The organism is Sphaerisporangium perillae, assembly GCF_023276435.1.
In the GTDB taxonomy this organism is placed as follows: Bacteria; Actinomycetota; Actinomycetes; order Streptosporangiales; family Streptosporangiaceae; genus Sphaerisporangium; species Sphaerisporangium perillae.
The window spans coordinates 394,805-412,978 of sequence record NZ_JALLPO010000001.1 but is presented as its reverse complement, the minus strand read 5'-3'; the positions used below and the strand labels follow the sequence as shown (position 1 = coordinate 412,978).

The window sequence follows — 18,174 nt, the reverse complement described above, 5'->3', positions numbered from 1 at the left end:
TCGTCTCGTTATCGGGCGCGCATCGCCGGGCGAATTCCCGCGTTCTCATCCGAGCATTCACACGGCCGTGCTATTCGGCCGGGAGGAGTTTCACCTGAAGGCTGCTGATTCCACTCAGCAGATTGGAATGGACCAGCTCGGGTTCCGCCGTGATGTGCATTTCCCCGACGAATTCCCGCAGCGCCTCCAGCATCGCGCCGACCTCCGTGCGCCCGAGGTAGGCGCCCAGGCAGAAGTGCGGCCCGTAGCCGAAGGTCGCGTGCCTGTTGGGCGATCTCCGCAGGTCCAGGCGTTCCGGGGCGTCGAAGATCTCCTCGTCCCTGTTGGCGGAGGAGTTCCACAACGTGACGATGTCGCCCGCGGAGATCTTCGTCCCTCGCACGGTGACGTCCTGGAGCGCGGTCCTGCCGAAGTGCATGGCGGGGCTCACCCAGCGCAGGATCTCGTCCACGGCGGTCTTGGTCTCCGCGTCGCCGTTCTTGAACGCGGCCCACTGGTCGGGGTGGTCCAGCATCGCGGGGACCATTCCGATCATGGTGAGGCGGCTCGTCTCGTCGCCTCCGATGATCAGGCTGTAGCAGTTGAACACGATGTCGTCGTCGGAGAGCGGCACCCCGTCGATGCTGCTCGCGACCATCGCGCCGATGACGTCGTCCTTCGGATGGCGCCGGTGCTCGGTGACCAGGTCGTCGAAGTAGAGCAGGATCTCGTTGCGCGCCACCAGGGACTCCTCGGCGGCGTCCTCGTCGTCGGCGTCCGCCTCGTCGCTGCTCAGCGCGGTCTTGGTCAGGTCGAGCAGGTAGTCGCGGTCCTTGTCGCCCTCGGGGACGCCCAGCAGGTCGCAGATGGTGTTGATCGGGATCTTCTCCGCCACGTCCCGGGCGAAGTCGCACGTGCCCATCTCGACGCCGGCCTGGACCCTGTGCCGGGTGTTCTCGCGCACCCTTTCCGCGACGTAGGACAGCGCGCGCGGCGAGAACGCCTTGAGGAAGACGTTGCGCAGGTCCTGGTGGCGCTTGCCGTCCGTCACCGCCAGCATGCGGCCGGCCGCGGAGTCGCCGCCCTGCAGCAGCGTGGTCAGGACGTTGCCGCGCTCGGAGGTGAAGTGCTCGTCGTCCTTGTAGACCGCCATGATGTCGTCGTACTTCGTGAGCGCCCAGAACCCCGGGCGGTCACCGCGGGGGGCGTTCCGGAAGACGGGGGCCTCGGCGCGCAGGCGCCGCCAGATCTCGTACTGGTCGTGGGCGCGGAACGTCCGCGGGTCCGCCAGGTCGAGGGCGGCCAGGTCGTCGGGGAGCTCAGACATCGGAGCCGCCCCCGTCCACCAGCACGAGGTCCATGTGGACGCCCTCGCGCAGCGGCAGGATCTCCGCGTACTCCGGCGAGCCGTACCAGCGCCTGGCGTGCTCGGCGCTGGGGAACTCCATGACGGACAGGTGCGTGGGGTGCCAGCTTCCCTCCAGCACGTCGAACGCGCCGCCGCGAATGGCGAAGCCGCCGCCGTACGCCTGCAGCGTGGCCAGCACCTTCTCCCGGTAGACGGCCATCTTCTCCTTGTCGGCGATGGTGGCCACGTTGCCAATGACGAACGTCGTCATCGTTCCTCCCGTTCGTGTAGCTCTCCACTCATGAAGATCACCGCGTCGCCGTCCAGCGCGACCCGCTCGCCGCGGGTCGTCACCCGCACACGGCCCCCGCGAGGGGAGAGCTGGTAGCCGGTCAGCTCGCGCCGGCCGAGCCTGGCGCTCCAGAACGGGCCGAGGCAGCAGTGCGCCGAGCCGGTCACGGGGTCCTCGTCGACGCCGTGCCTGGGAGCGAAGAAGCGGGAGACGAAGTCGTGCTCACGGCGCCCCGGCGCCGTCACGATGATCCCCCGCACGGGGAAGGCGCTGAGCGCGGCGAAGTCCGGCCGCAGCTCGGCCACCTCCTCCTCGTCGACCAGTTCGACCAGGTAGTCGAACCGGTTGCGGCCCATCCAGATGGGCTTGGCGCCCAGCGCCTCAGGAAGCCCTTCGGGGACCTCCGCGGGCTCGGCGGGCTCGGCGGGCAGGTCGAGCCTGATGCCGCGCTCCGCCCGTTCGGCGACGAGCACGCCGCTGCGCGTGGCGAAGCGGAGCGGGCGGCCGACGTCCTCGCCTTCCCGCTCCCAGAGCACGTGGGCGGCGGCCAGGGTCGCGTGCCCGCACAGGTCGACCTCGCCCTTGGGGGTGAACCAGCGCAGGCCCATGCCGTCGCGCGGATCGGCGGTGTACCGGTCGACGAAGGCGGTCTCCGAGAGGTTCATCTCGGCGCCCACCGCCTGCATCCACCGCGCGTCGCGTGCCTCGTCGAGCAGGCACACCCCGGCCGGGTTGCCGTGGAACGCCGCGTCGGCGAAGGCGTCCACCACGAAGATCTTCATCGCGCGGGGTAGGGGACGTCGATGCCGAGCCCGAGCTCGCGGGCGGACCTCGCCGCCGCGAAGCCGGAGACGATGTCCTGCGCGGCCATGCCGAGCGACTTGTAGAGCGTGATCTGCCCGGGGTCGCGGCGTCCCTCGTGCCGCCCGAGCAGCACCTCGCCGAGCTCCGCCAGCACGTGATCGGGCCCGGTCAGCCCCTCGGCCAGCGGCACCCGCAGGTCACCCGACTCGCTCGCCGCCGACTCCTTGCTGTCCACGAACACCGCGCACCGGGCGACCGCGTCGGAGGACAGCTCGCGCGCGTCGGCGACCGAGGCGCCGACCGCGTTGACGTGCGCGCCGGGCGCCAGGTCCGTCCCGGCCACTACGGGATCCTTCGCCGAGGTGGTGGTGCAGACGAGGTCCGCGCCCGCCAGCGCGGCGCCGGCCGAGGGCATCACCTCGACCGGGACGTCCAGCCAGGAGGCCGCCCAGCGCCGGAAGTCCTCGGCGTGCGCGGCCGTGGGGCTGTACACGCGGACCCTGCGGAGGCTTCGCACGAGAGCGAGCGCCTCCAGATGGCCGCGCGCCTGCACCCCGGACCCGATGATGGCGAGGTCGCCGGCGCCGGGGACCGCCAGGGCGTCGGTGGCCACCGCCGACACGGCCGAGGTGCGGATCGCGGTGAGCTCGGCGCCGTCCAGCATCGCCAGCGGGTAGCCGGTGCCGGGGTCGAAGACCAGCACCACGCCGACGTGGACCGGCAGGCCCTTTTCCCGGTTGCCCGGCTTCAGCATGATCGCCTTCAGGCCGTACCCCGGCAGGTCCCCCGCGACGTGGCAGGGCATGGCGGCGAAGACGCCGTCGCCGGCCGGCGGGCGCAGGATGGTGCGCAGCGGCTGCGTCACCTCGCCCCCGCTGTACGCGCGCATGACGCCGGCCATCAGCCCGATCGCCTGCTCCATGGGCAGGGCCTTGCGCACGGCCTCGCTATCGAGGAACAACATCGGGGTCCTCCTTGCGTATGTCGTCGGCCGTGTCGTCGATGACGAACACCGACCAGACCATGCGGATGGGCCTGGTGCGGGAGATGAACTCCAGGCCGTAGTTCTCGACCGACGGCGCCGTGGTCAGCGCGAGGTCGCTGAATCCGCCGCTCGCCGCCATGGCCGCGGCGCTGGTCGAGTTCATGATCAGGACCTTGCCCGGCTTGAAGCGCGCGGGCAGCAGCTGCGCGATCAGCGGTTCGGGCGCCGGGTGTGTGGCGATCGACGGCGCCAGCGGGAGATCGTCGTTGCCACGTGGCTTCGCCAGCCCGTACAGCGGGGTGTCCATGATGAACGCCCCGGCCAGCGCCAGGCGGGTGTCCATGTAGAACTCGTTGACGCCCCTGTAGGCGTTGGCCACGATGAAGTGGCTGATGCTCCGGTCGAGCAGGGCCTCGCCCGCGCCCTCATAGGTCTCGTACAAGGAGATCTGCGGTTCGCTCGGCAGCTCGGAAAGCTTGTCCCAGAGCAAGGTGGCGGCCGTCTCACTGCTCGTCCCCCGTGGCCCGAGCGTTCCGATCTCCTTCAGCACCACCCGACTGAGCTTCTCGATCTCCATCCATCCGAGCAGTTCCATCCCGGTCGCTCCTCTCATGCCGGTCGCTCCACTAGCTCGCCCCTGCTCCGGTCCGGCACACCGGGATCCACCGGGGTCAGCCACCGGCGGGTGTCCTCGCGCTCGGCCCGGACCACCTGGCGGTAGCGCTCCACGAGCCGGCGGGTGATCGGGCCGGGCTCGCCCGCCCCGATCGGCCTGCCGTTGATCTCGATCACCGGCGTGACGCCGACGCCCGTGCCGGTGAGGAAGACCTCGTCGGCCAGCAGCAGGTCGGCGGGGTGCAGTGGCCGCTCGACGGCGACCAGCCCGAGTTCGGCGGCGAGCGCGAACACCGTGTCCCTGGTGATGCCGGGCAGGATGTCGGCGTCGGGCGGTGGCGTCAGGACCGTCCCGCCGCGCACCGCGAACACGTTGGCGGTGCTCGCCTCGGCCACCTGGCCCGCGTCGTTCAGCAGGATCGCGTCGTCGTAGCCGGCCGCGCGGGCGTCGTCGACGGCCAGCGCGCTGTTGACGTACCCGCCGGTCACCTTCGCCTGGACGGGGATCGCCGCGTGCGAGGGCCTGCGCCAGGAGCTGATCAGGCAGCGGACGCCGCCGGGCGCGGTGTAGGAGCCGAGCCTGTTGACGACGATCGTCACGGCCGCGGAGATCCCGGAGAGCCCCACGCCCGGCGGGGTGCCCGGCAGCAGCCCCAGCTTGTAGGCGAGCGGCCTGACGTAGACGTCGCCCATGTCGCCGTTGCGGCGCAGCAGCTCGACCGTCACGTCCGTGAGCTCGTCGGCGCTCAGCCCGACGTCGATGCGCAGCAACCGGCAGGACCGCAGGAAGCGCAGGTAGTGGTCGCGCACCCGGAACAGGTGCGGCGCGCCGCCCCCTTCCGCGGTGTGCGCCCTGATCCCCTCGAACGCCGCGGTGCCGTAGTGCAGGCCCTGGGTGCTCGGCGGCAGCCGTACCTCGTCGAAGGGGACGATCCCGCCCTCGTCCTGGACGCGGTGGTAGACCCAGCGTCCCGGCAGCGGCCGCATCACCCTCTCCTCGCGGCCAGCGCGAGGGCGGCCCGCGCCTCCCGGTCGTCGCCGGCGCCGGTGTCCTCGCGCCCGTCCACGACCCTGGCGGCCTTCCAGCTCACCATCGCGCCCGTGCTCGTGATGCTCCCGGGGTCGCCGAACGAGATCACCAGCTCGGTCTCGAGCAGCTCGCGGCACTCTTCCTTCGCCAGGGACAGTCCCGGGTCGTCGCCGGAGGCGCCGTGCAGCAGCAGGTTCACCCGGTCGTCCCCGTATGGCGTGCTCTCGAGCCGGATCTGGTAGTCCAGGAAGCCGCGCACGTGCCGCAGCAGCAGGTTCTCCAGGTCGTAGCCGGTCACGGAGTGACCGTTCAGCACGATCTGGTCGCCCACCCGGCCGAGCACCTCCAGGCGGGGCGCGGGGATGGACGATCCCGGGTCGGCGGGGTGCAGCCGCACCATGTCGCCGGTCCGGTAGCGGACGAGCGGCTTGGCCCCCTGGTAGAGGTTGGTGACGACGAGCTCGCCCTGGCGCACGCCCGCGCCGTCGGCGGGCGCGGCGCGCAGCGTGACGGGGTCGATGACCTCGTAGTGGTTGATCAGCGGCGCGGTGTACAGGCCGCCGTCGGCGCCCGCCGCCGCCAGGACGGAGGCCTCCTGCGAGGCGTAGAGGCAGTTGTAGGCGCGCGCGCCCCACAGCGAGCCGATGCCCGCCAGCAGGCTCGGCGACGCCAGCTCCCCGGTCAGCATGAGCACGTCGAGCGAGAAGTCGGCGGCCGGGTCCAGGCCGGCCTCCCTCGCCTTCTTGGCCAGCGAGAGGGCCATGCCCGGCGTGCAGAACAGCCCGGTGACGGGCAGCATGCGCATGACCTCGAGGGCGCGGTCGAAGCCGATCATCGGCGAGTGCGGCCACATCTTGGCCACGGCGATCCCGAGGTTGCGGCAGACGTCGCCGAAGGTGTCGCCCGTCGCGTGCAGCTCCGTGGGACCCGACACGCCGACGACCTGCGCGTCGCCGAACTGCGCGAACACGGTCTCGTAGTAGGCGGTCAGCACGGTGTTGTTGTGCAGGGAGTCGTTGTCGTCCCTCGGGCACGGCGTGGCCCTGCCGGTGGTGCCCGTGGTCTCGTAGAAGATCCACGCCTCGTGCATCGGCCGGGACAGCATGTCGAACTGCGCGTCGCGCAGGTCCTGCTTGGTGGTGAAGGGCAGCGTGGCGAGGTCGTCGTCCTCGCTGAAGCCCTCCAGCCTCCGGCGGTAGAACGGCGAGCGCTCCTTGACGTAGGAGACGGTCTTGCGCAGCAGGTCGGCCTGGTGCCTGGCCAGGCGCTCGTCGTCCCACTCCCCGGCCAGGAAGGCGCGGTGCCGATCGCGCAGGGACCTGGCCGTCTCGGCGAGTTCCGGGTGGTAAATCGTGAACATCGAAGCCTCGGTTTCTACTCTTCGAGGTCGGCGATGACCCAGTCGCTGATCTCTCGCCAACGTGCCGCCGACTCTTGGTGGAAGGGGTGGAGCAGGTATCTCTGCAGCGCGTCCTCGTCGCGCACGAGGCCCATGACGGCGAAGTCGTAGGCGATGGCGCGCTCGGAGATGTTCCGGCCGGCCCGCCATTCGAGGAGGTCCTCCACCTCTTTGCCGACGTCGGCCGCCATCCGCTCCGCCTCGGTGACGCGCTCGTCCGCCCAGGTGTATTCGGGTTTCAACTTGAAGAGCACGATGTGCCGGATCATTCGCCCACCTCCACGTGGAGTCCGGCGACGGCCCGGTCGAGCCGCGCGGTGAGTTCGGGCACCGTCCGGCCGCGTGCGATCACGTGGCCGAGCCGGTCGTAGGCGCTGCGCGGCGGCCCCACCCGCACGCCCGGCCGGGCCGAGACGGAGACCTGCTCGATCCCGGGGAGCGCCGCGACCTGGTCCGCGCCGGACACGGCGCGGACCGCGCCGGGGCGGTCCGCGACCAGGAAGCGGATGCCGGCGTGGCCCTCGCGCCTCCGCGCGAGCGTCACGGGCAGGCCGATGGCGCCGCGGATCTGCTGTTCGAGCAGGTCGAGGCCGTCCACCAGGGAGATCAGTTCGGGGATCATGCCGCCGGCCAGCCGCGGGTTGATCTCGACGACCGCGACCCCGTCGGACAGCAGCTTGACCTCCGTATGGGTGGGTCCGTGCTGGATGCCCGTCGCGGCGAGCGCGAGACGGACGGCGCTCTCCATCGCCTCGGCGTCGGCTTTCGCGACCGGCGCCGGGTAGACGTGCCCCGACTCGACGAAGTACGGACGGCCGGTGAGCGTCTTCGCGACGATTCCGACGCACACGGCCTCGCCGCCCGTGTGCACCATCTCGACGCTGAACTCCGGCCCGTCCAGGTACTCCTCCACCAGCGCGGCCGGCTCGCACGCCTGGCCCCTGATGTTGGTGCGCACGGACAGCACCTGCGCGACCTGCGCCCGCACCTCGGCCTGCGACGCGCACAGCCGCACGTTCTCCGAGCCCGAGCCGCTGACGGGCTTGACCACGCACGGCAGCCCCACCCGCGTGACCGCCTCGGCGGTCTCGCTCTGGTCGTGGAGCACCGCGAAGCGCGGCCGCCGCGCTCCGGCCTTGGCCAGCGCGCGCCGCATCCGGCCTTTGTCGCGGCAGAGCCGTACGGCCTCCGGCGGGTTGCCCGGCAGCCCGAGCTGGGCCGCGAGCTCCGCGACGGTGGCGACGTAGAAGTCGCTGGTCGTGGTCACGCCGCACAGGTCCCCCGCGCGGGGGGCGAGGGCGGCGAGCAGTTCCCCGGCGTCGTTGGTGTCGCAGCGCACCACCTGCGCCCCGGACTCCGCGAGGCCCTGGTAGCGCTCGGGCTTCCCGGTGAGGAACAGCGGGTCGAGGCCGAGTTCGCCCGCGGTCCGCAGCGCGATCATGCCGGTGCCCGTGGTGTTGGCCTCTACGCAGGCAAGGCGGCCTCGCATCGCACCTCCCCGCGCCTGGCGCCGGGGAAGCAGTGCGACCAGCTCCACACGGTCTGCGAGGGGTCGACCTCCACCGGCGCGACGGCGACGGGCAGGCTGTGCAGATCCTTCTCCAGCCAGTGGCCCTCGTCGTAGACCGTGGCGCAGTAGCGGTCGCCCCGGTCGGGCATGATGCCGACGATCCTGGTCCCGGGGCTCTCCCGCGCGGCGAGGTAGCGCAGCACGCCGTAGACCGAGCCGGCGGTGTTGCCGCCGAAGATCTGCTGCTCGGCCGCGAGGTCGGCCGTCGCCTGGAAGGCCTCGCGGTCGTTGAGCCAGTGGATCTCGTCGATCACCGCGTGGTCCACGTTGTCCGGGATCAGGCTGTTGCCGAGGCCGCTCTGCAGCCGCCCGGGCAGGTCCGGCTGGCCGAAGATGACGCTGCCGACGCAGTCCACCCCCACCGTCCACAGGTCGGGCAACGTCTCGCGAAGGGCCCTCGCCGTGCCGCACAGCGATCCGCCGCTGCCGACCGCGCCGACGAGCACGTCGATGCGCCCGAGGTCGGCGACCAGTTCGGCGGCGAGGGTGGCGTAGGCCCGCGGGTTCTCGGGGTTGCTGTACTGCCGGGGCCAGAAGGAGCCGGGCAGCTCGGCGCGCAGCAGCTCCAGTCGTTCCAGCCGGGCGCTCTGCCAGCCGTGCGAGGTCATCTTCTCCACGACGTGCACCGAGCAGCCGAGGAAACGGAGCTTGGCCAAGGTGATCGGGTCGATCCTCGGGTCGGTGACGATGTGCACCGGGTGACCGAGGGCGGTGCCGACCAGGGCGATGCCGAGCGCCATCGTCCCGGAGGAGCTCTCGACGATGGCCGCGCCGGGGGCGAGCTCCCCCGACTCGCGCGCGGCCAGGATGATCTGCCGCGCGACCCTGTCCTTCATCGCGAACAGGTTCTGCAGTTCCAGCTTGGCGTAGGCGGCGGCCCCGCCCAGGTCGAGCGAGACCAGCGGTGTGTGCCCGATCGCGTCGATCACGTTCTTGTGAAGCACCGGACCTCCTCGGAGTCGGCGGTGAGCGAATGGTCGACGTGCGCGTGTCCCGCCAGCCGCGCGCACGCCCGTTCGGCGCGGCCCAGCCGGTCGCGGTAGCACGGGTCCGTGACGTCGAGCAGCAGCCCGATGGCGGTGCCGCTGTGGGCGACCGCGACGCCGAGACCGCCGACGTCGTCGCAGATCTGGCGCATGTCCCGCATCGTGCTCTTGGGGTTGAGCCGCTGGTTGAGGAGCGCGCTGCGGGTGGCGACGTAGCCGATGTCGCCGACGTCGCCGGCGGCGACGGCCACCACGAGCAGGTCGAGCAACCGCGCGTACTCTTTCCGGTCGGCGTCGGAGAAGGGCTTGGGCCGCCGGTTGAAGGCGATGGTGTCGACGCTCCCGCCCTCATCGACGCTGACGATCGTCAGGGGAGGCAGGTGCCCCAGCCTGGCCAGCAACCGGACCTCGCGGTGCAGGAAGGCGACGGCGCCGTCGTACATCACCCCGTCGGTGGGTTCGATCGGCCGCAGCAGCGCCTCGATGTCCGCCGGACCGGGTACGGCCCCGATGGCCTCGCCCACCGCGCGCGCCGTCGCGACCAGGTCGGCGGAGGAGCTGCTGAAGCCCTTGCCCTCCGGCAGGTCGCTCTCCACGGTGAGCACGCCGCCGGCTCGCACGCCGTGCCCTTCCAGCAGCGCCTGGGCCACCCGCAGCGACTTGCTCTTGTGCCCGGGCGCCACGGTGACCTGGGTGGCGTCGGGGTCGAGGCGGAAGGTGGCCCTGCTGGACCTCGGGATCGGCAGCGTCACGAGGAAGTCGAGGCCGCCTTCGGCGAGCTGACCCTGCAGCAGCTCGCCGAAGGTTCCGTAGGCCACCCCTGTGCCGATCACGACCGCTTCTCGAGACCGAGGAGCTCGTCGGCCGAGGCCGCCGCCGCCTCCACCCGCCGGCGGCGCGCCGACCACTCCTTCGCGAGGACGGCCAGCTCCTCGCCCTGCTCGGCCAGCATCGACCGGACCTCGCCCGGCTCCGCCGACCCCTGCGAGCACTTGCGCCGCAGGCCGTCCTCGGGCTCCAGCGTGCCGGCCAGCAGGCCGGCGGGATCGGCCACCGGGTGGCCGTGGTCGGCGCAGATCTTCATCAGCGCGTCCGGGTCGGCCGGGCTGCCGCTCTCGATCATGGCGACGATGTACTTGCCCGCGATGACCTGCGCCGTCCGCCACGGCACGCCCTCGTCCAGGGTGAGCCGGTTGGCGAGGGAGAAGCCGCCGAGGTGCTCACCCGCGCACAGGTCGCGTCCCCGCCCGGCGGGGAAGACGATGTGGTCGAGCACGAGCGTGAGCAGGCGAAGGATCGACTCCATCGTGCCGGTCGCCGTGGCGAGCTGCGCGCCCGCCTCCTTGCCCACCTCGACCGTGTTGCTGTACGGCGTGCCGCGCTGCGCGGCGGCCACGTCGACGTACCAGGAGAACAGGTGCGCCGTCCTGCCGCGGATGCGCTCCAGGAGCGGATAGTTCTTCTTCTGCGGCATCGCCGAGGAGATTCCGGCCAGCTCGTCGGGCAGCTCGACCAGCCCGTAGCGGCCGCCGGCCCAGGTCATCAGGTCGGTCACGAACCTGTTCAGGCCGGTGGCGAAGGTCGCCGCCTCGGCTGCCAGCTCCAGCATCCAGGCGCGGGAGGCGACGGCGGCCAGCGCGTGCGTCCGCGGCGCGGCGAAGCCGAGATGGCGGGCCATGGCCATCCTGTCCCACGGCAGTTCCTGGCCGGCCATGGCGCCCGCTCCGAGAGGGGCGAGGTCGGCGTGGTCGTAGGTCGCCAGCAGGCGGTGCAGGGTGTGCAGCAGGTGCTCCGACAGCGCGCTGACGTAGAAGCCCGGGGTGATCACCTGGGCGGCCTGGAGGTGGGTGTAGCCCGGCATCGGCGCCTCGGTGTGCCCGGCGGCCAGCCGGTGCGCGGCCGCTACGCAGCCGAGCAGCCCCTCGGCGATCCGCAGGGTCCGCTCGCGGCCGAACATGAGCTGCGCGCACGCCTGGGCGTCGTTCCTGCTGCGGTCGACGTGCCATCTCGGCGCCGGCGCGGGCAGCCGCTCGCCCACCAGGCGCTCGATGCCGAAGGAGATGTCGGACAGATTCTCCTCGGGGTCGGCGGCGAGGTCCTCGGGTCTTATCGCGTGCAAGGCGCGCGCGATCCCCGCGACCTCCTCCGGACCCAGAATCCCCATCCGCCGGTATTCCAGCAGCAGGACCTTCTCGATGTGGAGGTAGTGCGGCAGGAGATGCCGCACTTCATAGGAGAACTGCGGCTCCAGGACTTCCTCGTTCAGCAGGTCCGCGGGAGCGCCGCCAATTCGGCCGGTCACCATAGCCATGCCCGAACGCTAGGGCGGTGACTTATCGGCTCGTTTTCACCGGCCTATGAAAAGCAGATGATATGTGCCGGATAAAAGCGGTCCATAGTCTGCACGGCAGGTAGAAAAAACGGAGGTGGGCCGCAGTGGCCGACAGGGGAAACCAAGAATACTGGCGCGACACTCTCACAGCCGGCGGCTGCACACGTCTGCCGCGCTGGTCGTCTGGACCCGCGGGTGAGGCCGCGCGCAGTTTCCCCCTGGCACTGAGATCACCCGAGGCGCAGGAGCCGACGCCCGCCCTGCTGCTCGCCGTGCACGCCAAGGTGCTCGCGGCGGTCGCGGGAGAGACGACGGTGGCCACCGGCTACCGCCCCCCGCGGGCAGCCGAGGCGCTTCCCTGCCGGATCACCCTGCACGACGGTTCGTGGCAGGAGCTGATCGCCGAGGCCCGCCGCGCGGAGGAGGAGCTGCTGCGGCACGCGGACTTCCCCGTGGCCGCCCTCCGGCGCGAGCTCGGCCCGGCGGCCCAGTCGTTCGAGACGGTCCTCGACCTCGGCGGCGGCGATCCGGACGAGGGCGACCTCGGCGAGATCGCGCTGCGGGCCGAGGTCGACGTTCCCGGCGGGCGGCTGCGGCTGCGCTACCGCACGGACGTGCTGGACGAGGAGTACGCCCGCAGGATCGCCGGCTACTACCAGGCCGCGCTGGACCTGGCCGTCGCGGCTCCGGCCGCGCGCCACGCGGAGCGGAGCCTGCTGTCGGCGCAGGAGCTGCGCCACCAGCTCGACGTCCTGGCGGGGCCGCCGCGCGACCTGCCCGACCGGCGATTCCACGAGCTTTTCGAGGAGCGGGTCCGCGAGCACCCCGCCGAGGTGGCCGCGGCCTGCGGCGAGCAGGAACTGACCTACGCCGAGTTGAACGCCCGCGCCAACCGGATCGCCTGGGGGCTGCTCGGGCGGGGCCTGGCCGCCGAGGACGTCGTCGCCGTGGCGGCGGAGCGCGACCTGGACTGGATGGCCGCCGTCATCGCGATCCTCAAGGCGGGCGGCACCTACCTGCCCGTCGACCCGCGATTCCCCGCAGATCGCGTCGCCACCATGCTGGAACGCAGTTCGTGCCGCTTCGTGCTGGCGGCCGGCCCCGTCGAGGGCGCCGGCCGGGTGATCACGTTCGCGGACGTCGTCGCGGGCGTCACCCGCGAGGACGACCCGGGCGTCGCCGTCACCGCCGGCCAGGCGGCCTACATCTACTTCACCTCGGGATCCACGGGCCTGCCCAAGGGGGCGGTGTGCGAGCACGCGGGCATGCTCAACCATCTCCTCGCCAAGATCGAGGACCTGCGGATCGGACCGGGGGACGTGGTCGCGCAGACCGCCCCCCAGTGCTTCGACATCTCCCTGTGGCAGCTCCTCGCCGCCCCCATGGCGGGGGCGCGGACGTTGATCGTCGAGCAGGACGTCATCCTGGACGTCCGCCGCTTCGTCCGGACGCTCACCGACCGGCGCGTCAACGTCGCGCAGCTCGTCCCCTCCTACCTGGAGGCCGTCCTCGCCCATCTCGACGACGAGCCGCGGCCGCTTCCCGCCCTGCGCTTCGTCTCGGTCACGGGCGAGGCGGTGAAGAAGGAGCTGCTGGTCCGCTGGTTCGCCCGCTTCCCCGGTGTCGGTGTGCTCAACGCCTACGGGCTGACCGAGACGCACGACGACACCAACCACGAGATGCTGGAGCGCGCGCCGGACGGGGAGGGGGTCCCGCTCGGGGCGCCCATCCCGGGCGCGCGCGTCTACGTCCTGGACGAGGACCAGCGGCCGGCGCCGCTCGGGTCCCCCGGCGAGATCGCCTTCTCCGGCCAGTGTGTGGCCCGGGGCTACATCGGCGACGCCGAGCGCACGCGTCTGGCCTTCTCCGAGGATCCGCACCGGCCCGGCCTGCGGCTGTACCGCTCGGGCGACTACGGCTACTGGCGCGCGGACGGCAAGCTGGCCTTCCTCGGCCGCAGGGACGCCCAGGTGAAGATCCGGGGGCACCGCGTCGAGCTGGGTGAGGTCGAGAACCGGCTGCTGCGCGTCCCCGGGGTGCGCGGCGGCGCCGTCCTGGTCGCCGAGGCCGGCGGCGGCCGGCGGCTCGTGGCGTTCTACACGGCGGGCGGGCCCATCCCCGAGGAGGAGATGCGCGCGGCGCTCGGCAGGGCGCTGCCGGTGTACATGCTTCCCGAGCGGTTCCACTGGATGGAGTCCCTGCCGCTGACCGGCAACGGCAAGATCGACAAGAAGCGGCTGGCCACGGTGGCGGAGCACCTGCCGCCGCCCGCGGAGACGGCCGCCCCGAGGACCCCCGCCGAACGGCGCGTCGCCGCGCTCTGGGCGGAGGTGCTCGCCCTCCCGGCGGACCGCGTCGGCCGCGGCGACGACTTCTTCGCGCTGGGCGGGACGTCGCTGTCGGCGATCAGGTTCCTGGCCAGGCTCGGCCGGGTGACGACCGTGCGCGAACTCGCCGGCCACCCCGTGCTCGCGGACTTCGCGGCATTCATCGATGGAGGGAGTCAGCAGATGTCGCCTCTCGCGCTCCACCCCGACAAGCCCCCGATCCTCGGCGCTCCACCCGGCGCCGGCGCGGACTGGCTCCGCGACCACCGCGAGGAGCTGTACGCGACGGTCACCGAGCACGGCGCCGTGCTGGTGCGCGGCCTCGAGCTGAACGACCTGCCGGACATGCGGCGGATCGCGGCCGAGCTCCTCGACGAGCCGGTCATCGAGCGGGAGGGGTTCGCCCCGCGCGCCGGTCACGGCGACGGGTTGTACTCCTCGGCGGAATGGCCCGCCGACCAGCCGATGTGCATGCACCACGAGCTGAGCTACGCGCTCACCGTGCCCCGCCTGCTGCTGTTCGGCTGCCTGACCGCCCCCGCCACCGGAGGCGCCACCGCGCTCGCCGACGGCGGCGCCGTCCTCTCCCGGCTGGGCGGCGAGCTCGTCGAGCGGTTCGAGGAGCGGGGATGGCTGCTCGCCCGTCACTACGGCGACGAGGTGGGCCTGAGATGGCAGGACGCCTTCGGCACCGGCGACCGCGCCGAGGTCGAGGAGTACTGCCGGGACAACGCGATCGAGTACGAGTGGGGCGAGGGCGACACGCTGTACACCCGCCAGCGCAGGGCCGCGGTCCTGGCCCACCCGCTCACCGGCCGGCGGTCCTGGTTCAACCAGATCGCCTTCCTCAACGCCTGGACGATGGCCCCCGAGGTCAGGGAGTACCTCGTCGAGGTGTACGGCGCCGAACGGCTGCCCTTCAACACCTTCCACGGCGACGGCGAGCCCATCGGAGCCGGCGAGGTGGATCTGATCAACAAGGTCTACGAGACGTGCACACTGCGCGAACCGTGGCGAAAGGGGGATTTGATGATCGTCGACAACCTCCGGATGGCACACAGCCGGGAGCCCTACCAGGGCCCGCGCGAGGTGCTCGTCGCCATGGGCGGCCCCGTGCGTCTGGCGCCGGCCCGGTGAACGGCGGTGGCATCCGGGTAGAGGCGCTGACGAAGCGGTTCGGCAAGGTCCACGCGCTCCGCGGCGTCGACCTGGAGGTACGACCCGGGACGGTGCTCGGCCTGCTCGGACCCAACGGCGCGGGCAAGACGACCATCGTCCGGATCCTGTCCACCCTGGAGCGTCCCGACTCCGGCTCGGCCTTCGTCGCCGGCCACGACGTCGTACGGCACCCGCACCTGGTCAGAAAGGCCATCGCGGTCGTCGGCCAGTACGCCACCGTCGACGAGAGCATCTCCGGCCGGGAGAACCTCTACCTGGTGGCCCGGCTGCTCGGCCTGCGCCCCCGCCAGGCGCGGGCCCGTGCCGACGAGATGCTGGAACTGTTCGAGCTGGGCGCGGTGGGCGGGCGCTCGGCGGGCGGGTACTCCGGTGGCCTGCGCCGCCGCCTCGACCTGGCCGCCAGCCTGATCGGCAGGCCCGGCATCCTCTACCTCGACGAGCCGTCCACCGGGCTCGACCCGCACAGCCGCAAGGAGCTGTGGGACCTCATCCGCGGCATGACCCATGAGGGCATGACCCTGCTCCTGACCACCCAGCACATGGAGGAGGCCGAGGCCCTCGCCGGTGACGTGGTGGTCGTCGACGGCGGGCGCGTCGTCGCGGCCGGCACCCCGAAGGAGCTGCGCTCCCGCATCGGCGGGCAGATGCTGCACGTCCGCCTGGCCGCCACCACCGACCTCGCGGCCGCGCGGGCGGCCCTGCGCGCCGCGGACCTGACGCCGGTGGCCGACGCCGAGGAGAACGTGCTGCGCATGACGCTCACGCGCGACGGCGACCTGACCGCCGCGCTGAAGGCCCTGGCCGGCGGCGACATCGTGGTCACCGGGTTCGAGACCCGGACCCCGAGCCTCGACGAGGCGTTCCTCGCGCTGACCGGCGCGCACGGCGACGAGGAGGACCTGTGACCAACGCCCTGACCTGCCAGCACGGTGAGGAGGAGTACCGGTGAGCCAGGCTCTGACCGTGACGGACGCCTTCCGGCACGCGTCCGTGATGACCCGGCGCAACGTCGTCCAGTTCAAGAGCGACCCCGGCCTGGTGCTCGACGCGACGCTGACCCCCGTCCTGATCTCGGTGATCTTCGTGTCGGTCTTCGGCGGAGCCATCTCCGGAGGCACGGCGGACTACGCGCAGTTCTTCGTGCCGGGCATCATGGCCATCAACCTCATGATCGTCTCCCGGAACACGGGCGTCGGGATGGCCGTCGACTTCAACTCCGGCGTCGTCGACCGGTTCCGCTCGCTGCCCGTCGCCCGTTCGGCACTGCTCTCGGGCAGGGTCGCCGCGGACGCCCTGCGGATGCTGCTGAGCCTCGTCGTCATCCTCGCCTGCTCGACGCTCATCGGCTTCCGCGTCCACGGCGGCCTCGCCGGCGCGGCCGGGGCCGTGGCGCTGCTGCTGGCGTTCGGCGTCGCCCTGTCCTGGATAGCCGTCTGCATCGGCGTGTCGGTCAAGAGCGTCACCACCGTCTCGACGCTCACCTCCCTGTGGGTGCTCCCCTTCCAGTTCGGCAGCTCCGCCCTCGTGCCGACCACCGGCATGCCCGCCTGGCTGCGCGCGTTCGCCGACGTCAACCCGGTGACCCTGGTGGTGAACGCCTCACGAGGCCTGCTGGACGGCACCCCGGGCCTGCCCTCGATTCTCGGCGCGCTCGCGTGGATAGCCGCGATCCTCGTCGTCTTCATCCCGGTCTCTGTCATGAAGTACTCCCGCCGCAGCTAGTCCTCTGCGCGGCACAAACAACCTGCAACGCGAACGGATGGTTCTGCCATGCTCAAAAAAGTGGTCATCGTCGGCGGCGGCACCGCGGGATGGATGACGGCCTCCTACCTGCGCTCGGCTTTCGGCGACCGCATCTCCGTCACCGTGGTCGAGTCGAAGAGAATCGCCACCATCGGTGTGGGTGAGGCCACCTTCAGCACCGTGCGGCACTTCTTCGAGTACCTCGGGCTGCGCGAGGAAGATTGGATGCCGAAGTGCAACGCCACCTACAAGCTCGGCATCAGGTTCGAGAACTGGCGCGGCAAGGGGCACTACTTCTACCACCCCTTCGAGCGGCTGAGGGTCGTCGACGGCTTCCCGCTGACGGACTGGTGGCTGCACAAGAAGCCCAGCGACCGCTTCGACCGCGACGTGTTCCTGATGGCGGCCATCTGCGACGCCGAGCGCTCCCCCAGGTACCTCGACGGCAGGCTCTTCGAGCAGGAATACGTCGAGGGCAGGGAGCCCGGCACCAGCCGCACGACCCTGCTCGACCAGGGCACGCAGTTCCCCTACGCCTACCACTTCGACGCCTCCCTGCTCGCCGAGTTCCTGGCCGGGTACGCCAAGGAGCGCGGGGCCGCCCAGGTGTTCGACGACGTCGTGGACGTGGGCCGTGACGAGCGCGGCTGGATCACCCACGTCCAGACCGCCGAGCACGGCGAGATCGCCGGCGACCTGTTCATCGACTGCACCGGCTTCCGCGGCCTGCTGATCAACAAGACGATGGAGGAGCCCTTCATCTCCTTCCAGGACATGCTGCCCAACGACAGCGCGGTGGCCCTGCGGGTCCCGGTCGACATGGAGAAGAGGGGCCTGCGGCCGTGCACCACGGCGACCGCCCAGGACGCGGGCTGGATCTGGACCATCCCGCTGTTCGGCAGGGTCGGCACCGGCTACGTCTACGCCGGCGACTACTGCTCCCCGGAGGAGGCCGAGCGCACTCTGCGGGAGTTCGTCGGCCCCGAGGCTGAGGAGGCCGAGGCCAACCACATCCGCATGCGCATCGGCCGCACCCGCAACCCGTGGGTCAACAACTGCGTGGCCATCGGGCTGTCCTGCGGCTTCGTCGAGCCGCTGGAGTCCACCGGGATCTTCTTCATCCAGCACGGCATCGAGCAGCTGGTGAAGCACTTCCCCGCCCAGGAGTGGGACCCCGAGCTGACCGCCTCCTACAACGGCGTGATGGCCGACGCCATCGACGGCGTGCGCGAGTTCCTCGTCCTGCACTACAAGGGGGCGGCGCGCACCGACAACGCCTACTGGCGGGACGCGAAGACCAGGACGATGCCCGAGGGGCTGGCGGAGCGCATCGAGCAGTGGCGCTCGAAGCCGCCCACGCCCAACACCGTCTTCCCCCGGTACCACGGCTTCGAGGCCTACTCCTACCTGGCCGTCCTCCTCGGCATGGGCGGCCTGCCGGTGAAGGCGACCCCCGCGCTCGCCCTGATGGACGACACGGCCGCGGAGAAGGAGTTCCAGATGTTGAAGGACGAGTCCCTCGACCTGGTCAAGCGGCTGCCCAGCCAGTACGAGTACCTCGCCCAGATGCACGTTTAGGAGAAAG

The 18,174-nt window shown here is 71.5% G+C and carries 16 protein-coding genes; 4 read left to right on the top strand and 12 right to left on the bottom strand.

What is annotated here, in order from left to right:
• Positions 1 to 70: 70 nt before the first annotated feature.
• From MYF83_RS01920 to MYF83_RS01865, 12 genes are read right to left on the bottom strand one after another with little or no spacing between them, the layout of a single operon-like run.
• Complete coding sequence (locus MYF83_RS01920; RefSeq protein ID WP_248958369.1) at positions 71 to 1,306, bottom strand: cytochrome P450; 1,236 nt, start codon at positions 1,304 to 1,306, stop codon at positions 71 to 73.
• Complete coding sequence (locus MYF83_RS01915; protein ID WP_248958368.1) at positions 1,299 to 1,598, bottom strand: DUF1330 domain-containing protein; 300 nt, start codon at positions 1,596 to 1,598, stop codon at positions 1,299 to 1,301. Before MYF83_RS01915 ends, MYF83_RS01920 begins: the two co-directional genes overlap by 8 nt.
• A complete protein-coding gene (locus tag MYF83_RS01910; RefSeq protein ID WP_308201383.1) occupies positions 1,595 to 2,389 on the bottom strand; it encodes a PhzF family phenazine biosynthesis protein in 795 nt (264 codons plus the stop codon). The genes MYF83_RS01915 and MYF83_RS01910 overlap by 4 nt, the downstream gene beginning before the upstream one ends.
• Before the next feature lie 8 nt (positions 2,390 to 2,397).
• Complete coding sequence (locus tag MYF83_RS01905; protein WP_248958366.1) at positions 2,398 to 3,387, bottom strand: ornithine cyclodeaminase family protein; 990 nt, start codon at positions 3,385 to 3,387, stop codon at positions 2,398 to 2,400.
• Complete coding sequence (locus tag MYF83_RS01900; protein WP_248958365.1) at positions 3,371 to 4,021, bottom strand: hypothetical protein; 651 nt, start codon at positions 4,019 to 4,021, stop codon at positions 3,371 to 3,373. Before MYF83_RS01900 ends, MYF83_RS01905 begins: the two co-directional genes overlap by 17 nt.
• Complete coding sequence (locus tag MYF83_RS01895; RefSeq protein ID WP_248958364.1) at positions 4,018 to 5,010, bottom strand: branched-chain amino acid transaminase; 993 nt, start codon at positions 5,008 to 5,010, stop codon at positions 4,018 to 4,020. The genes MYF83_RS01900 and MYF83_RS01895 overlap by 4 nt, the downstream gene beginning before the upstream one ends.
• On the bottom strand, positions 5,010 to 6,413 hold the full coding sequence (locus MYF83_RS01890; RefSeq protein WP_248958363.1) for a phenylacetate--CoA ligase family protein: 1,404 nt from the start codon (positions 6,411 to 6,413) through the stop codon (positions 5,010 to 5,012). The genes MYF83_RS01895 and MYF83_RS01890 overlap by 1 nt, the downstream gene beginning before the upstream one ends.
• 14 nt (positions 6,414 to 6,427) lie before the next feature.
• A complete protein-coding gene (locus MYF83_RS01885; protein ID WP_248958362.1) occupies positions 6,428 to 6,721 on the bottom strand; it encodes a Dabb family protein in 294 nt (97 codons plus the stop codon).
• Positions 6,718 to 7,941, bottom strand: a complete 1,224-nt coding sequence (locus MYF83_RS01880) for an ATP-grasp domain-containing protein (protein WP_248958361.1) — start codon at positions 7,939 to 7,941, stop codon at positions 6,718 to 6,720. Before MYF83_RS01880 ends, MYF83_RS01885 begins: the two co-directional genes overlap by 4 nt.
• Entirely contained in the window at positions 7,917 to 8,966 is a 1,050-nt protein-coding gene (locus tag MYF83_RS01875; RefSeq protein WP_248958360.1) for a PLP-dependent cysteine synthase family protein, read from the bottom strand. Before MYF83_RS01875 ends, MYF83_RS01880 begins: the two co-directional genes overlap by 25 nt.
• Entirely contained in the window at positions 8,948 to 9,841 is an 894-nt protein-coding gene (locus MYF83_RS43560) for a GHMP family kinase ATP-binding protein (RefSeq protein ID WP_248958359.1), read from the bottom strand. The genes MYF83_RS01875 and MYF83_RS43560 overlap by 19 nt, the downstream gene beginning before the upstream one ends.
• The gene (locus MYF83_RS01865) at positions 9,838 to 11,319 is read right to left on the bottom strand and encodes an argininosuccinate lyase (protein WP_248958358.1); all 1,482 of its coding nucleotides are present in this window, start codon (positions 11,317 to 11,319) and stop codon (positions 9,838 to 9,840) included. Before MYF83_RS01865 ends, MYF83_RS43560 begins: the two co-directional genes overlap by 4 nt.
• A 125-nt stretch (positions 11,320 to 11,444) precedes the next feature.
• On the opposite strand from MYF83_RS01865, the gene MYF83_RS01860 reads away from it, so the two are divergent.
• From MYF83_RS01860 to MYF83_RS01845, 4 genes are read left to right on the top strand one after another with little or no spacing between them, the layout of a single operon-like run.
• Positions 11,445 to 14,804 (top strand): non-ribosomal peptide synthetase, encoded by a 3,360-nt coding sequence (locus MYF83_RS01860; RefSeq protein WP_248958357.1) that lies wholly within the window; start codon positions 11,445 to 11,447, stop codon positions 14,802 to 14,804.
• Complete coding sequence (locus tag MYF83_RS01855) at positions 14,801 to 15,751, top strand: ATP-binding cassette domain-containing protein (RefSeq protein WP_248958356.1); 951 nt, start codon at positions 14,801 to 14,803, stop codon at positions 15,749 to 15,751. Before MYF83_RS01860 ends, MYF83_RS01855 begins: the two co-directional genes overlap by 4 nt.
• Positions 15,752 to 15,791: 40 nt before the next feature.
• Complete coding sequence (locus MYF83_RS01850) at positions 15,792 to 16,568, top strand: ABC transporter permease (RefSeq protein ID WP_248958355.1); 777 nt, start codon at positions 15,792 to 15,794, stop codon at positions 16,566 to 16,568.
• A gap of 48 nt (positions 16,569 to 16,616) precedes the next feature.
• The gene (locus MYF83_RS01845) at positions 16,617 to 18,167 is read left to right on the top strand and encodes a tryptophan halogenase family protein (RefSeq protein ID WP_248958354.1); all 1,551 of its coding nucleotides are present in this window, start codon (positions 16,617 to 16,619) and stop codon (positions 18,165 to 18,167) included.
• Positions 18,168 to 18,174: the final 7 nt, after the last annotated feature.

What these genes read in the sequence shown, in the direction of transcription:
- MYF83_RS01920 (WP_248958369.1), bottom strand. Translation starts at nt 1,306, where the DNA reads ATGTCTGAGCTCCCCGACGACCTGGCCGCCCTCGACCTGGCGGACCCG.
- MYF83_RS01915 (WP_248958368.1), bottom strand. Translation starts at nt 1,598, where the DNA reads ATGACGACGTTCGTCATTGGCAACGTGGCCACCATCGCCGACAAGGAG.
- MYF83_RS01905 (WP_248958366.1), bottom strand. Translation starts at nt 3,387, where the DNA reads ATGTTGTTCCTCGATAGCGAGGCCGTGCGCAAGGCCCTGCCCATGGAG.
- MYF83_RS01900 (WP_248958365.1), bottom strand. Translation starts at nt 4,021, where the DNA reads ATGAGAGGAGCGACCGGGATGGAACTGCTCGGATGGATGGAGATCGAG.
- MYF83_RS01895 (WP_248958364.1), bottom strand. Translation starts at nt 5,010, where the DNA reads ATGCGGCCGCTGCCGGGACGCTGGGTCTACCACCGCGTCCAGGACGAG.
- MYF83_RS01890 (WP_248958363.1), bottom strand. Translation starts at nt 6,413, where the DNA reads ATGTTCACGATTTACCACCCGGAACTCGCCGAGACGGCCAGGTCCCTG.
- MYF83_RS01885 (WP_248958362.1), bottom strand. Translation starts at nt 6,721, where the DNA reads ATGATCCGGCACATCGTGCTCTTCAAGTTGAAACCCGAATACACCTGG.
- MYF83_RS01880 (WP_248958361.1), bottom strand. Translation starts at nt 7,941, where the DNA reads ATGCGAGGCCGCCTTGCCTGCGTAGAGGCCAACACCACGGGCACCGGC.
- MYF83_RS01865 (WP_248958358.1), bottom strand. Translation starts at nt 11,319, where the DNA reads ATGGCTATGGTGACCGGCCGAATTGGCGGCGCTCCCGCGGACCTGCTG.
- MYF83_RS01845 (WP_248958354.1), top strand. Translation starts at nt 16,617, where the DNA reads ATGCTCAAAAAAGTGGTCATCGTCGGCGGCGGCACCGCGGGATGGATG.